Origin of the sequence: Cognaticolwellia beringensis (assembly GCF_002076895.1) — a bacterium.
Lineage (GTDB): Bacteria > Pseudomonadota > Gammaproteobacteria > Enterobacterales > Alteromonadaceae > Cognaticolwellia > Cognaticolwellia beringensis.
In genome coordinates this window covers 1,237,677-1,252,881 of record NZ_CP020465.1, presented here as the reverse complement: position 1 = coordinate 1,252,881, position 15,205 = coordinate 1,237,677, and the positions used below count along the sequence as shown (strand labels likewise).

The following is a 15,205-nucleotide window of genomic DNA, read 5'->3' as shown; positions in this document are numbered from 1 at the left end:
GGGTAATAGTGTCACTTGCTTGCAGCGAACTACTATAGATACACGAACAAAGCGCTTTAATAACAAATTAAAGCAAACTTAAACAGGGCCATGGAAAGAGTTTACTCTGGTTGGGCTCGATACGAGGTGATATATGATCTATGCATACCCAGGCAGTGAAGGTTCTGTCGTTTCTTTTAAACCTAAATATGAAAACTTTATCAATGGTCAATGGGTAGCTCCTGTTAAGGGAAATTATTTTACCAATACCACACCCGTTACTGGTGAAGTCATTTGTGAAATTCCTCGTTCAAGCAGCGAAGACATTGAATTAGCGCTTGATGCAGCTCATGGAGCTAAAGAAGCATGGGGCAAAACATCAGTTCAAGACCGCTCAAGAATCTTACTAAAAATTGCTGATCGTATTGAAGAAAACCTTGAAAAAATTGCGGTCGCTGAAACATGGGACAACGGTAAGCCAGTTCGCGAAACGCTTGCAGCTGATATTCCACTTTGTGCTGATCATTTTCGCTACTTTGCCGGCTGTATTCGCTCGCAAGAAGGGTCACTTTCACAAATAGACAACGACACAGTTGCGTATCATTTTCATGAGCCAATTGGTGTTGTAGGTCAAATTATACCGTGGAACTTCCCAATATTAATGGCGGCATGGAAACTTGCTCCAGCACTAGCTGCGGGTAACTGTGTAATATTAAAACCAGCAGAACAAACACCTGTTAGTATTTTAGTATTAATGGAAATTATTGGCGATTTACTTCCACCGGGCGTGTTAAACATCGTCAATGGTTTTGGTAAAGAAGCGGGTGAAGCCCTAGCAACAAGTACACGTATTGGTAAAATTGCCTTTACCGGTTCTACTGCTATTGGTGGACATATTCTTAAATGTGCAGCCGAAAACCTTATACCTTCAACGGTTGAACTTGGTGGTAAATCACCAAACATATTCTTTAATGACATTACACAGTTTGAAGATGACTACTTAGATAAATGTGCTGAAGGTTTTGTTTTAGGTTTCTTCAACCAAGGTGAGGTTTGTACTTGTCCATCTCGTGCCTTAATTCAAGAAGATATTTTCGATGAATTTATGGAAAAAGTTATCGAAAAAGCCAACAAAATTATTCGCGGTAACCCACTCGATACAGAAACCATGGTCGGTGCTCAAGCGTCTCAAGAACAATTTGAGAAGATCATGAGTTATTTAACTATTGGTAAAGATGAAGGCGCTGAACTATTAACCGGTGGTAATAAAGAGAGTTTAGGTGATTCACTCGAAACTGGTTATTACATTCAACCCACCATTTTGAAAGGTCATAACAAAATGCGCATCTTCCAAGAAGAAATTTTTGGACCCGTTGTCGCAGTAACTACCTTCAAAGACGAAGCGGAAGCGCTAGCAATAGCCAACGACTCTGTTTATGGTTTAGGTGCTGGTTTATGGACACGTGACGCTAACCTTGCACACCGTATGGGTCGAGGCATTCAAGCGGGTCGCGTATGGACTAACTGTTACCATTTATATCCTGCTCATGCGGCATTTGGTGGCTATAAAAAATCAGGTATTGGTCGTGAAAACCATAAAATGATGCTTGACCATTATCAGCAAACTAAAAACTTATTAGTGAGCTATAGTACCAGTCCTTTAGGTTTCTTTTAACCTTACCCTCAATGTGTATAAGGGTGTCTTTCTTTAAGTAGATAGACACCTTTTTATTCTGAGAATACTAATCAGTTTGTAACGATTTATGGGGGGGTTAGCATGCATTTAAAAATACTCAACTTCCTAATGACAAGGATGATTTTCATTCTTGTTTTTATGCTGGCACCCTCTTTTTATTCTTTTGCCTTCTCCCCTGTTGAGGCTCAAAACACCACATCAATCTCAGATAATATCGCAGAAATTTTCCCCAGCGCCACGCGCATTGGCCCTGTAGACAAAAAAATTGCCGTAACACCTGTATATCAACTGGGTGATTTACTCGGTTATGTTTTTGAATCAGACGACTTTACAAATTTCATTGGTTTTTCAGGGCAAACCATCAATATTCTTATTGGTATTGATACCCAAGGCGTTATTACTGGGCTAAAAATATTAAATCATCATGAACCGATATTTTTGCACGGCTTAGGCGAACCGCCATTATTCAATTTTGTTAATCAGTATCAAAACCATTCAGTTAAAGAACGCTTTATTATTAATGCCCGCGATAAATCTGCACAAGATGCTACGTATTTCGACGGTATTACCCGCGCCACTATTTCCGTATTAGTGGTTAACGACACCATTATCGCTTCAGCCCTTAAAGTAGCACGAGAAAAATTATCGGGTTTCGTTGCACCATCAAATTTCGTGATTAATCCCGATTATTTTCAAAAACTTGATTTTGACCAACTCGTTGAACAAAAATACATTCAGCACTGGCAGCTAACTCGTGATGAAGCACTCGCGATTACCGAAAGTTCATCAGCAGCATTAGCAAAGGCAATAAACATCGCTAGCGAAGATACCAATAACTTTATCAATTTGTACTTTGGTTTCGTTAATATCCCTATCATTGGTAAAAATTTATTAGGTGAAACAGAATATCAACGCTTACTAGAGAATTTAATCCCTGGTGAGCATGCCTTAATGGTATTCAATCGCGGTAACTATGCTTTTGTTAGCGAAGACTTCATTCCACAAACCGTACCTAGTCGCTTAAGCGCAGCCCAAGCTTCGCTACCGGTTGATATACGCGATGTTGATTTTTATAGCTATTTCAATCCAAGGTTTGCACTTGAAATACCTGATTATAATGAAATAAAAGTATTTCGAATAAAGTCGCAGTCAGGTTTCGAACTGAATAAAACCCTTTCGCTGTCATTGGCCGTTAATTACAACCAATCATTTTTATCTAAAAATCAATACAACTTTAGCTTTGATAGTATATTGCCAGAAGTTTTATTTCTCGACCAAACGCCTTTAGTTAAGCCTGAGAAAGCTCAACCGCTATGGCTCAAACTTTGGATACAACGCAGCGTAGAAATTATAGTTTTGAGCATGTATCTCATTGCGTTAATCATAATATTTATTAAACAAGAAGCACTGGCAAAAAATGCAAAGCTTACCCACCAAGTGCGCTTTTTATCTTTGATATTCGTGATCGGTTTTATTGGGTTTTATTCGCAGGGCCAGTTATCCGTGGTTAATATTTACACCTTATTATTGTCACTCAAACAGGGCTTTAACATTGAGGTATTCTTACTTGATCCGGTAATATTTATTTTATGGGTATTTGTCTTTATTACGCTATTTTTATGGGGTAGAGGTTTATTTTGTGGCTGGTTATGTCCTTTTGGCGCTATGCAAGAAGTGGTTGCCTTAATCGCCGCTAAACTAAAAATTAAGCAAATTAAAATTAAGCCAAAATATCATACAGCGGCGCAAAAAATAAAGTATGTGCTGCTTATACTTTTGGTTGCTTGCTCATTTTATTCGCTAACACTTGCCGAGCAACTCGCCGAAGTTGAACCCTTTAAAACTAGCATAACACTCAACTTTGTCCGTTATTGGCCATTTGTTTTATACGCGGTTTTACTGCTTGTACTCAGTCTTAAAATTCATAAATTTTACTGTCGTTATTTATGCCCACTAGGTGCTGGACTCGCTATTATTGGCCGATACCCAATTTTTAAATGGATAAGGCGTCGTGAAGAATGTGGTTCGCCATGTCAACTTTGTCGCAACAAAAAATGTGGTATAGACGCAATAAAACCCACGGGCGATATTGACTATGCTGAATGTATTCAATGTTTAGAATGTGTAGTCACTATCGAAAGTCCAAAACTGTGTGTTGTTAACAAATATGCAAATAAAACAAAGCCTTCACAGATAAAAATATTGAACTGTAACCAGTAAACTATATGATAGTTAGATACGCAATTAAGAGCCCATGTTATGAATGAAATTAAAACGATAACAGCAGTCAGTAAAGCCACTGACCCTTTCATTGCAAGCCAAGAGCTTTATCAGCAACTTCACAAAGAAAACATCAGTTTTGTGCTCTTTTATTGCTCATCAACTTATGCGTTAGACACTCTTGCACAAACTATGGAAAGCACTTTCAAAGGCATCGACATAGTCGGTTGCACCACGGCAGGCGAAGTTACAAATCACGGTTACGAGCAGCATTCTATTGTTGCTATAGGTTTCTCTAGTCAATATTTCGCTATTTGTGCCACGCTTATCGAGTCAATGGAAAAATTCGACACGGTCAATGCTCAGTCGACTATCAATGGCTTGATAGAACAATGTCAGTCGAAAGAGTTAACGGTGATTAAAAACAACAGTTTTTTACTGACCTTACTCGACGGACTTTCTTCAAGCGAAGAGCAGTTTTTGGTTACCCTCAATTCAGCCGCTAGAGCTATTCCTCATTTTGGTGGTTCTGCCGGAGACGACATATCGTTAACCAAAACCCACGTTTATTATTGTGGGAAATTTCATCAAAACGCCGCCATTGTTATTATGGTTAATACCATATTGCCGTTTGAAGTTTTTACTTGTCATCATATAAAACGCCCAACCGAAAAGTTAGTGGTAACCGATGCAAATCCCGCTACTCGAACGGTATACGAGCTAAACGCTGAGCCAGCAGCACTCGAATATGCAAAATTATTAAACATGGAATTAAAAGATTTAAGCCCGGAAGTATTTTCACTTAATCCGTTGGCGGTAAAAGTAGGCGGCGATTACTACATTAGGTCAATTCAAAAAGTAAATGAAGCCGATTTAAGCCTGACATTTTATTGCGCTGTAGACGTAGGTATTGTGCTTACCGCGGTAGAAATGGGCGATATATTTTCACCCGTGATTGAAAAGCTAGGTGAAATATCACAACGCTACGGTGAGCCTGAACTGGTGCTAACCTGTGATTGTTTTTTAAGAAGGCTTGAAATTGAACAAAAAGGCTTAGAGTCAAAAGTAAGACAATTAAATACTAAATACAATATTGCCGGTTTCAATACTTATGGCGAGCACACTAATGGTATTCATTTAAATCAAACATTTACCGGCGTTTATATCGCTGGAGGCATAGATGAGTGAACAAGCTTTACAAGAAGAGATTGCACAATTAAAGCATCAAAATGCTAAATTAAAAAAGATTAACAATGCGCTAATGCAACGTGTTGAAGACAGTGGTGAGAATCAATACGCGCCCTACACCGCCTTTGAGCATTCCGTGCATTTAGCCGAGCAAGTAAGAGAAAAAACCCAAACGTTAAATGAAACACTGGCCAAACTTGAGTCCAGTAATCGCGCATTAAAAAAAGCAAATGATACCGCTAACCTATTCAAACAGCGCTTTATTGATGCAATAGAAAGCATAACAGAAGCGTTTGTTTTACTTGATAGCGATGGCCGCATTATTTTACAGAACAGTAATTTTGCGAGTTTTTGGAGCGACTCAGGTTTACCCATTGTTGAAGGTGCTAACCTGAATGACTTAAAAGAGTTAGCAAAAACACGCGGCATTATTCGCCGTGCAGCACCCGGTGATAACTTTGCTAGTCCGGTTTATCAACTGTCAGACGACCGCTGGTTTCAATTAAACGAGCATCGCACCAGTGAAGGCGGTTGGGTAATGCTTTACACCGATATTACCGCCATAAAAAATGCAGAAAGTGCTCGATACGAGCGCGGCATGGCGCAAAAATCACTGTTACTGCAAAACTTAATTGATAACCTCTCACAAGGGGTGGTTTTGATCAGCAGCCAAAACAAAATCGAAGTATGGAACATGCGCTTCGCTCAAATCAGTCAATTATCGCCTAATCTTCTGCGTTCTATGCCCAACACCACCAACGTACAAAATTTAACGGAACTCGACCTAGCACCTAAATCAAGTACCGATAATTATTATTACACGCAAACGCTGATGAACGGCACCGTATTAGAAATACGAGATCACCGCCTAAACAACGGCAAAATAATTAAAACCTACAGCGATATTACCGAACGTCATCGTTATGCTGAATCATTAAGAAAAAGTGAGAGTTGGTTACGACTGATCACTGATAACGTACCCGCCATGATCGCCTACATAGGTAAAGATCTTAAGTATCAATTTACCAATCAAGTGTATGTTGACTGGTATGGCTTACCCCAAGGTGGCCTTAACGGTTTAGAGTTAGAGCAAAGTCGGGTTCATACAAACTTCACCGAATTAAAGTCTTATGTAGACCGAGCTTTAAAAGGCGAAAGTGTTAGTTTTTCAATGGAAGAAACCAACAAAAAAGGTGATGTCAGTTACTTATTAAAATCTTATGTGCCTAATCGTGATGTTAATGGCCATGTGCTCGGTTTTTTCGTACTCATTCGTGATATTACTGCGCGTAGAAAAGATGCCCTAGCCCTGCAAAAAGCGCATGACCAGCTTGAAATTCGCGTACAAGAAAGAACCGAGCAATTACAAAGCTTAAACGACAAGCTGATTGTTGAAGTAGACGAACGAAGTCAGGCGCAAATTAACTTACACAAAGCGAAAAGCGAAGCAGAATTTGCCAACAGTACAAAAACCAAATTTTTGGCCGCTGTTAGTCACGACTTATTACAGCCATTAAATGCCGCACAGTTATTTACTAGTTCATTAATGGAAAAAACCTTAGAAACTAACACCAAAAAGCTGTTAGGTTCGGTATCGAATTCATTAGACGATTTAGAAAACTTAATTTGTACTCTGGTCGATATTTCTAAGCTCGATGCTGGTGTGGTAAAAGCCGATAAAAGCTCATTTAAATTATCAGAGCTACTGAACAACCTCGCAAGTGAATACCAACAAACCAGCGGACAATTTAAAGTTGAATTACGCTATGTCAGTAGCGATTTAGTCGTTAATTCTGACAGCGTATTGTTAGCGCGTATACTGCGAAACTTTCTCTCTAATGCCTTTAGATATGCTGGAAATGGTAAAGTTTTACTTGGTTGTAGGCGCCAAGGTAACCATGTTTCAATTGAAGTGTGGGACAACGGTATGGGCATTGCCCAAGACCAACTGCAAGAAATATTCAAAGAGTTTAAAAGACTTAAATCTTCTCAATCAGCATTTCGTAATGGCCTAGGTTTAGGCTTAGCCATTGTTGATAAAATTTCTAAAGTATTAAAGCAACCTATTATGGTTAACTCTACCTTAGGTAAAGGCTCTGTGTTCTCGGTAAAAGTACCTTTAGGCAAACTGAGTGACTTACCTTTAACCGTTGACTCACAAAATTTCATACTAGATAACATGGCTTTAGCTAAACGTAAAATTTGGATTATCGATAACGATGTCAGCGTATGCGAAGGCATGGCAGAATTATTAGGTGGTTGGGATTTTATTGTCACCACAGCAACAAGCCTTACGCATTTACAACAACAGGTTGATGTAGAGGCAGAGCATGCTGATATATTAATTGTTGATTACCACCTAGACGACGGTGTAAACGGTTTAGATGTGGCTAACGACATTAACAATGTGCGAGACAACCCTTTGCCTGTCATTATGATCACTGCCAATTACAGTAAAGAGCTAAAAAATGAGGCTAAAAATAACGATGTTCTATTGCTGAACAAACCCGTTAAGCCGATGAAATTGAAAACCTCGATGCTGTACTTGTTGAAGTAATAACTTATTGAAGTAATAACGTATGAAGCAATAGCCTGTTTAAATAACCAAATATTAAGTTATTGCCTGTTAAAATTATTGGCTATTTAATTTACTAGCGAAATTGCTGCTTCCCTTTAAACGTGGTCTAAATATTGATTTTTTAAGTTGTGAAGCGCTACAAATTATTCTACTTTATAGCTAGGTAAAAGCATTTATCGTGTTTCAAAATTGCCCCATTCATAAGTGAGATTAAAATGTCAAAAAAACTAAACAGTGATATCCCGCAAGAAGCGTTTGACTGGTACGACTCTTATGCACACGGTGGCATGGATCGTAGAACATTTATGAAAAAACTCGGTACCTTAGTTGCTGTAGGTTATTCAATGACAATGCTGACATCTGCACTTTTACCTAATTATGCCTTAGCTGAACAAGTCTCTTTTAATGATGCAGATATAAAAGCCACTTATGAATCTTTTGATTCTCCACATGGTTACGGCAAAGGCGCAGGCTATTTAGTTACGCCAACCAATAAAACAGGCACCCTACCCGTAGTGCTCGTTATTCATGAAAATAGAGGCCTAAATCCTTACGTAAAAGATGTAGCGCGCCGGTTGGCTAAAGCGGGTTATCTTGCCTTTGCACCCGATGCCCTGTTTCCACTAGGTGGCTACCCAGGTAATGACGATGAAGGCAGAGCCATGCAAAAAACAATGGAGCACACTAAAATTCAACATGACTTTGTAGCGGCTGCAAAATTTATTAAACAGCACCCAAACAGTAACGGTAAACTCGGGGCTGTTGGCTTTTGTTTTGGCGGCTACATGGTTAATTACTTAGCTGCTATTGAGTCTGATCTTATTATCGCTGGCGTACCGTTTTATGGCACGCCAGCATCAAAAGAGCTTAGGAAAAATATTAAAGCATCGTTACTTGTGCAACTAGGTGAGCTTGATGAACGAGTGAATAAATCTTGGCCAGAGTATGAAAGCGACTTAAAACAAGCTGGAGTCTCTTACAAAATGCACATGTATAAAAATGCTAATCATGGTTTTCATAACGACTCTACAGGACGTTATGATAAAGAAAATGCAGACCTTGCATGGGATCGTACCTTAGCATTTTTTGCAGAAAAGTTAGTTTAAACATACATTCGCACGGAGTTGACTGATAGTAGCCAGTATTAGTCAACTCACTAAGCACTATTCACTAATCCTAATCACTAATCACTAATCACTAATCACTAATCACTAAGCTATTTAGCTTTAATTAACTTTATTTAACCCTCTAATTTCCGACCACTTTTTGCAAGTAGCCAGAAATATCTTCTTGGCTTATATCCTTAATATTACGGCCATCTACTTGATGAACTCGGCAGTATTTTGCTTTAGCAAGCGCTAGGCTCGCACTAATAAAGTGATTATCTTCGCTTAAGGCCAACAAACACGGTGGAATGGTGTTTAATTGTTTATCTGGGGCAATATCGAAAGCGCTATAAATTGCGAAATAAGTCGAATTTTCAATCGTTAATGCTTGAGTTGCGTAGCAAAAACCTTGGCAGCGACGCGCTAAAAACGCGGGGTAAGCACTAACAATATAACTGGTGATATTGGCAATGGCTTGTTCAACTTTGCTAACTTTTGTTAACCATAAGGCGTTATGTTGATTACAAACGCTAACGGTTTCAAGCGTCTTAACTTCGTGCTTACTTTGACACAACTCTCTACTTCTTAATTCTCTTTTTCTTAACTCGTCTTTACATAACTCATTTCTATTTAAGTTTTTTCCTGATATGTCATTTAGCAAAAACTGTTCTTTAGCTTCTAGGCAGAGCGTGTTAAATAATTTAGGCAATAGTGTCTGACTTGCTGTTTTAGCTTTTGCTTTATCGCTAATATCAATTTTTCGCTCGTTATTAGCTGCTTCAAGGTATTTATCTGTTAAAGATACTAAAGGCGCGATTAACCCTGCGTTATCTGCTTTAGGTTGCGCCTTAGCCATAGTTTCTAATGCTTTGCTTGTATATTTAATTTCTGTGTAGTTATCTATGCTATGTTGCTTAGACGTTTGCAAACTTAAATAATAAGTATTTATAAGCGTGTTAATTGCTGGAGAATACTTTGCTTGATGTTGAGCAATATCATCATTGTTAGCAGCTTCATTTATCTCAGATTTTTGCTCAACTTTTAAGGCTTGCTCTTGTTGTATTTGCAAAGGTAGGAGAGAAATTAATTCTGATATTTTTTCAATATCGGCATTAGCGGTGACTAAGATCATATTTCTTGCTTGATAGAAGCGTTGATGAAAAGCGCTTAAATCGTTAAGGGTTAGTTCACCAATGGTGCTGCTGATCCCCCCATAGCTAAACTCACTACCTTTCTCACTTTTCTCTCTGTTCTTACTGTTCTCGCTTTCATCACTGTTAGTGCTGGCTTTATTCGCTTGTTCTATACCAATAAGTTCTCGATAAATAACACCTTTAGCTTTACCTGTACCTATACCCTTACCTTGGCCATCATAAACTTCACAGCTTAAATATTCTTTATCGAATATCGGCGAAAACAAGCCATTTAATAAATACTCTATGGCTAAATTGAAGGTATTTTCGCACTGGCTTTGGCAATGAAAATAAGTACTATCAGCAAAGGTTGAAGCATTAATTTTTGCGTCAGTGAGTGAGGTAAGCTGAAATAACGTTTCAGACTGAGGAAAAGCAATGCTGCTACGAAAAACGCCATGTTCGACGCCATGTGCAACACCGCTATTATCAAATATTGGTGTGTTCACCACAAACAGCGCGCTAAAGCCGTCATTATTAATAATATTGACATGCTTTAGTCCATTTTCATGGCGATACATGGCTGCTTTCATGGACGACAATGAAGCAGCCAAGCTTATACTTTAACCGTTACAATGTTTAACTCTGCATTTTTAGCATGTTTCATTGCCGTACTTTGGTTAATGCGGTCAACAATAGCTTTAGAGGGTTTAGTTGCCTCTGCTATAGCCTGCTGAATTAAATGATGATCTTCAGATTTGCTGCAAACCGGATCGGTTTTGTGCATGTCGCCTGTCATCATAAACGCCTGACAACGACATCCGCCGAAGTCTTTTTCCTTCTCGTCACAACCTTTACAAGGTTGTGGCATCCAATCGTCGCCGCGAAAGTATTCAAATGAAAAATCTTGTTGCCATATATCAGCAATCGACTTGTCTTTAACATTAGGGAAAGTCAGTGGTAACATTTTTGCGCTATGACAAGGCAACGCTGAGCCATCGGGCGTAACCGTTAAAAAAGTAGTGCCCCAGCCATTCATGCAGGCTTTTGGTCGGGTTTCAAAGTAGTCAGGCGTGACAAAGATAAAGTGTGGCCCTTTGCCCTGTTGCTTATCTCTAAATTCGTTAACAATACGTTCAGCTTCAACTAACTCTGCTTGAGTAGGAAGTAAATGATCACGATTTTGATATGCCCAACCGTAATATTGCGCGGTGGCCAATTCAACATAATCAGCCTCTAATTCACAACTTAAGCGCATAACTTCAGCAATTTGGCTGATGTTTTGTTTAGAAATGACAAAGTTAAGCACCATAGGATAACCTTGCGCTTTAACTGATTTAGCCATTTTAAATTTTTGCTTGTAAGCGTTACCTTTTCCAGCAATAGCATCGTTAACTTCAGGGTCAGCGCCCTGAAAACTTATTTGAATATGATCTAACCCCGCCACTTTTAACTTAGCAATGCGTTTTTCCGTTAAGCCAATTCCCGAGGTAATTAAGTTAGTATAAAAACCTAAATCTCTAGAGTGTTTTACCAGTACTTCTAAGTCTTTTCGTAATAGCGGCTCGCCACCAGAAAAACCCAGTTGCACCGCGCCCATATCTCGGGCCTCTGTAAATACCTGACACCATTGCTCGGTACTTAGCTCGTCTTTGGTTTCTGTTAACTGTGTTGGGTTTGAACAATAAGGACAATGCAATGGGCAGTCGTAAGTTAACTCGGCAAGTAACCACAGTGGTGGCCCAACCGTGCTTATGCTCACAGCTGATGTTTCGCTTGATGTTTGCTCAATCGCGGTTTGATTACTCATAATAGAGCCACTTCTTTTCAATAGCGGTGCTTATAAATTCATTTACATCAGCCGATAAGTCTCCGGCATCAGGAAATTTTTCCTGCAGCGTGTCGGTAATTTCTTTAACGCTTTTGCTGCCGTCAATTAGCTGCATAATTTCGCCAGCGCCCTCGTTAAGCTTAACCATGCCCTCAGGAAACAAAAGTACAAAACAGTTTTGTGCTTTTTCCCACTGAAATCTAAACATAGCATTAAGTGAGGGTATTTTGTTTTCGGCTAATGTACTCACTTAAAAATTCCTTTATGGTAAATAGGATTTAATACGGCATCTTCACCCAGTATAGCTTGATACGGAGCCTTGCCTTGTTGATAAGCTAATGAAATTGAATCTAACATGCTCCAAAGAATATCTAGCTTAAATTGTAGAATATTCAAGGCTTCTTCTTGTGCTTCGCGGCTAGTAAAATGGTCTAATGTTATTTGCAAACCATGATTTACGTCCCGACGAGCTTGCGATAAACGCATTTGAAAATAACTTAATCCTTCAGGCTTTACCCACGGGTAATTGGTGGGCCAAGAGTCAAGTCGGCTTTGATGTATTTCAGGCGCAAACATTTCAGTTAACGACGAACAAGCCGCTTGTTGCCAGTTTGCTCTACGGGCAAAGTTTACATAAGCGTCAACGGCAAAACGCACCCCTGGCAGCACAAATTTTTCATCTAATAAGTCTTGTCGATTTAACCCAACCGCTTCACCTAAACGTAACCAAGCTTCAATGCCGCCTAAGGTTTTGTCGCCCACGCTGCCGTCATGATCAAGAATACGCTGTATCCATAAACGCCTAGTTTCTATATCTCGGCAATTGGCCATAATGGCGGCGTCTTTAATAGAAATATTAGCTTGATAATAAAAACGATTAGCGACCCAGCCTCTTATTTCGGCTTTACTACACTCGCCTTTATGCATGGCGATATGGAAAGGATGATGAATATGGTAAAGCTGGCCTTTATCTTTTAGTTTTTCTTCAAACTGTGCTTTGGTCCAATCTTGCATAAAAATGGATCCTATCAAGTGAGGTTAAATGGTTATTTCCATGCCGTCGGTGGCAATTTCAACGCCATTGTCTAAAACAAACTTATGCTGTTCAGATTCTTCATTCAAAATGGGGTTAGTGTTGTTAATGTGAATAAGAATTTTTCGATCTATCGGGAATTTATTCAACAAGGCAACGGTGCCAAACTCACCATTTACCGGCATATGGCCCATTTCTGAGCCTAGTTTTTTACCCACACCTAGCGCAATCATTTCATCGTCTAGCCATAATGTACCGTCAATAAGTACACAACTGGCTTCTGCCAATATGGCTTCAACTTCAGCATTACTTTCAACAATACCGGGTAAATAGAATAAGTATTTGCCCGTGCTTTTATCAATAATTTTTAAGCCAATGTTATTACCGTCGACTACTTTGTCGCGATAGCGTGAATATGGCGGCGCATTTGACTCAATAATAACCGGTTCAAATACGATGCTTTCAACACCCTTAACACTAAAAGGCGGCCTATTGGTTGTATCTATAGGATTAAAATTAAGTCCACCATGCCAATGTTCTAACAAGTTAAACAGTGGAAAAACCGTTGATAAATCTTCATAAACTACATCACTGCAATAAACTTCCAGTGGCAGCCCTTCACGCAAGGTTAACAGCCCCGTGGTGTGATCTATTTGGCTGTCAGTTAAAATTGCGGCACGAATATTAGTGCCACGACTGCCCTGTTCAGGCCAAAGTTGTGGAGATTGGTTAATTTGTTGACGGATATCAGGCGAGGCGTTAATTAAAACCCAGTCTTTGCCATTGGGGCTAACCGCTATTGACGATTGTGTACGCGGGGTTGCTTTAATTGTACCTTCGCGTAAACCTTTACAATTAGCACAGTGACAATTCCATTGAGGGAATCCGCCACCTGCAGCTGAGCCTAGCACTAAAATTTTCATGTGTGCCTCGAAATAAAAACAAGTGGGAAAAGAGAATCTAGCGAGAGATAATTAATTACTTCAGTTTTTTGTCAATTGAAAATAACTGAAGTAATTTATTCTTAATGACTTAAAAAATTAGCGATTACTGATGTAAAGAGTAACTTCAAATCCTAAACGCATTTCTTCAAAATTAGGCTTAATCCACATAATTTATTCCTCTTTGGTTAATAAAATTTAACTACAACATTGCTTACCTTGTTACTGTATTTAATTTCCATTTAATAAAAAATCATACTTTAGATGGAAAAGCCTAAGCGCATGTATGGATAAAGGCAAATATAATAAAAAAGATATAAAAAAAGGGCTCGAACCATGTATGTTAAAAATGCTGCTTTTAATGGCTTAGCTAAGAGATTCAACCCGAATAGCAGCATCATAAACAAGATAAGTTAGCCCGTATTTACTGACCTTTTGCAAATTCATTAGTGGCATTTACAAGCGCATCAATCATTTTAGGCTCATTGGCGACATGCCCTGCCATTTCAATAATGAACAATTGTGCTTCTGGCCAGCTTTGCGATAACAACCATGCTTGCTCAACGGGACACACCATGTCTTGACGTCCATGAATGATCGTTGTTGGTATATGGCGAATCGTATTTATATGTTCAAGTAACGGGGTATTTTCAATAAAGCATTGATGCATTGAATAATACAACTGAATAATAGCTGCAGCTTTGTCATCTTCTTTTAGGGTAATATCGTCAGTACTGACTAGGTTTTTCCAATGAATTAGATTGGTTTCCCAGTGCTGTATTTTAAGCAGCATAGCGTTTGATATTTGCTTTTCATCGCTAGAAAGTTGTTGATATATTGCCGATAAAGGCTGAGCTTGTGCCGAAATAGGAAGCTGCTCAACTAAGTGTTGCCAAGCCTCGGGAAAAATTTTAGCCGCGCCCTGCTCGCGATAAAACCAGTCTATATCTTGTTGGCGAGCCAAAAATATTCCGCGTAAAATTAAACCCGTTACCCTTTCGGAAAATTGTTGTGCATAACATAACGCTAATGTACTGCCCCAAGAGCCGCCAAAAACCAACCACTTGTCGATAGATAAATGGCGACGAATGGCTTCGATGTCTTGCACCAAGTGCGCGGTAGTATTATTAACTAACGCCCCCTGAGGACGAGAACGGCCACAACCACGCTGATCAAACAATATAATGTGATAAAGCTCAGGATCAAAAAAACATCGATGCGAAGGCCTGCAACCTGAGCCTGGGCCACCATGTAAAAACACCACAGGTATACCGGCTGGATTACCACATTGTTCAATATAAAGTTGGTGTGTTTGTGCTGTGTCTTCTACTGATAATGCGTCATTACCTACGGTGAGGTAATCATGATGAAATGGCTCAATATCAGGGTAAAGTGATAACATTTGTCTAATCCTACAATTCACAACTTATGTTTGTTCTACTTCCGAGTAAATAACCGAGTAAATTACCGAGTAAATACCCAAGCAAATAAGCGAGTAAA

12 protein-coding genes are annotated in these 15,205 nt (G+C 39.2%); 5 read left to right on the top strand and 7 right to left on the bottom strand.

Annotated features, from left to right (window positions below; all coding sequences use genetic code 11):
* Positions 1–133: 133 nt before the first annotated feature.
* The 5 genes from exaC to B5D82_RS05265 all read left to right on the top strand — a co-directional run bounded on the left by exaC (position 134) and on the right by B5D82_RS05265 (position 8,767).
* Complete coding sequence (exaC, locus tag B5D82_RS05285; RefSeq protein WP_081149765.1) at positions 134–1,654, top strand: acetaldehyde dehydrogenase ExaC; 1,521 nt, start codon at positions 134–136, stop codon at positions 1,652–1,654.
* 159 nt (positions 1,655–1,813) lie between these two features.
* Positions 1,814–3,895: a 4Fe-4S binding protein gene (locus B5D82_RS05280; protein WP_245807611.1), complete on the top strand. Its 2,082-nt coding sequence runs from the start codon at positions 1,814–1,816 to the stop codon at positions 3,893–3,895.
* A 39-nt stretch (positions 3,896–3,934) separates the two neighbouring features.
* Positions 3,935–5,083 carry a nitric oxide-sensing protein NosP gene (gene nosP, locus B5D82_RS05275; RefSeq protein ID WP_081149763.1) on the top strand — a complete coding sequence of 383 codons (1,149 nt, stop codon included), beginning with the start codon at positions 3,935–3,937 and terminating at the stop codon, positions 5,081–5,083.
* Positions 5,076–7,640: a hybrid sensor histidine kinase/response regulator gene (locus B5D82_RS05270; RefSeq protein WP_081149761.1), complete on the top strand. Its 2,565-nt coding sequence runs from the start codon at positions 5,076–5,078 to the stop codon at positions 7,638–7,640. The genes nosP and B5D82_RS05270 overlap by 8 nt, the downstream gene beginning before the upstream one ends.
* Before the next feature lie 236 nt (positions 7,641–7,876).
* A complete protein-coding gene (locus tag B5D82_RS05265) occupies positions 7,877–8,767 on the top strand; it encodes a dienelactone hydrolase family protein (protein WP_081149759.1) in 891 nt (296 codons plus the stop codon).
* A gap of 142 nt (positions 8,768–8,909) precedes the next feature.
* Here the strand turns inward: B5D82_RS05265 and B5D82_RS05260 are convergent, their stop codons facing one another.
* The 7 genes from B5D82_RS05260 to pip all read right to left on the bottom strand — a co-directional run bounded on the left by B5D82_RS05260 (position 8,910) and on the right by pip (position 15,107).
* Positions 8,910–10,493 (bottom strand): insulinase family protein, encoded by a 1,584-nt coding sequence (locus B5D82_RS05260; RefSeq protein ID WP_081149757.1) that lies wholly within the window; start codon positions 10,491–10,493, stop codon positions 8,910–8,912.
* Positions 10,494–10,516: 23 nt separating this feature from the next.
* Positions 10,517–11,710 carry a pyrroloquinoline quinone biosynthesis protein PqqE gene (pqqE, locus tag B5D82_RS05255; RefSeq protein WP_081149756.1) on the bottom strand — a complete coding sequence of 398 codons (1,194 nt, stop codon included), beginning with the start codon at positions 11,708–11,710 and terminating at the stop codon, positions 10,517–10,519.
* Complete coding sequence (gene pqqD, locus B5D82_RS05250) at positions 11,703–11,981, bottom strand: pyrroloquinoline quinone biosynthesis peptide chaperone PqqD (RefSeq protein ID WP_081149754.1); 279 nt, start codon at positions 11,979–11,981, stop codon at positions 11,703–11,705. The genes pqqE and pqqD overlap by 8 nt, the downstream gene beginning before the upstream one ends.
* On the bottom strand, positions 11,978–12,745 hold the full coding sequence (gene pqqC / locus B5D82_RS05245) for a pyrroloquinoline-quinone synthase PqqC (protein ID WP_081149752.1): 768 nt from the start codon (positions 12,743–12,745) through the stop codon (positions 11,978–11,980). Before pqqC ends, pqqD begins: the two co-directional genes overlap by 4 nt.
* Positions 12,746–12,769: 24 nt before the next feature.
* Positions 12,770–13,687, bottom strand: coding sequence for a pyrroloquinoline quinone biosynthesis protein PqqB (pqqB, locus tag B5D82_RS05240; protein WP_081149750.1), 918 nt, complete (start codon positions 13,685–13,687; stop codon positions 12,770–12,772).
* 117 nt (positions 13,688–13,804) lie between these two features.
* Positions 13,805–13,876 (bottom strand): pyrroloquinoline quinone precursor peptide PqqA, encoded by a 72-nt coding sequence (gene pqqA / locus B5D82_RS05235; protein ID WP_081154332.1) that lies wholly within the window; start codon positions 13,874–13,876, stop codon positions 13,805–13,807.
* Positions 13,877–14,129: 253 nt separating this feature from the next.
* Positions 14,130–15,107 carry a prolyl aminopeptidase gene (gene pip / locus B5D82_RS05230; protein WP_081149749.1) on the bottom strand — a complete coding sequence of 326 codons (978 nt, stop codon included), beginning with the start codon at positions 15,105–15,107 and terminating at the stop codon, positions 14,130–14,132.
* Positions 15,108–15,205: the final 98 nt, after the last annotated feature.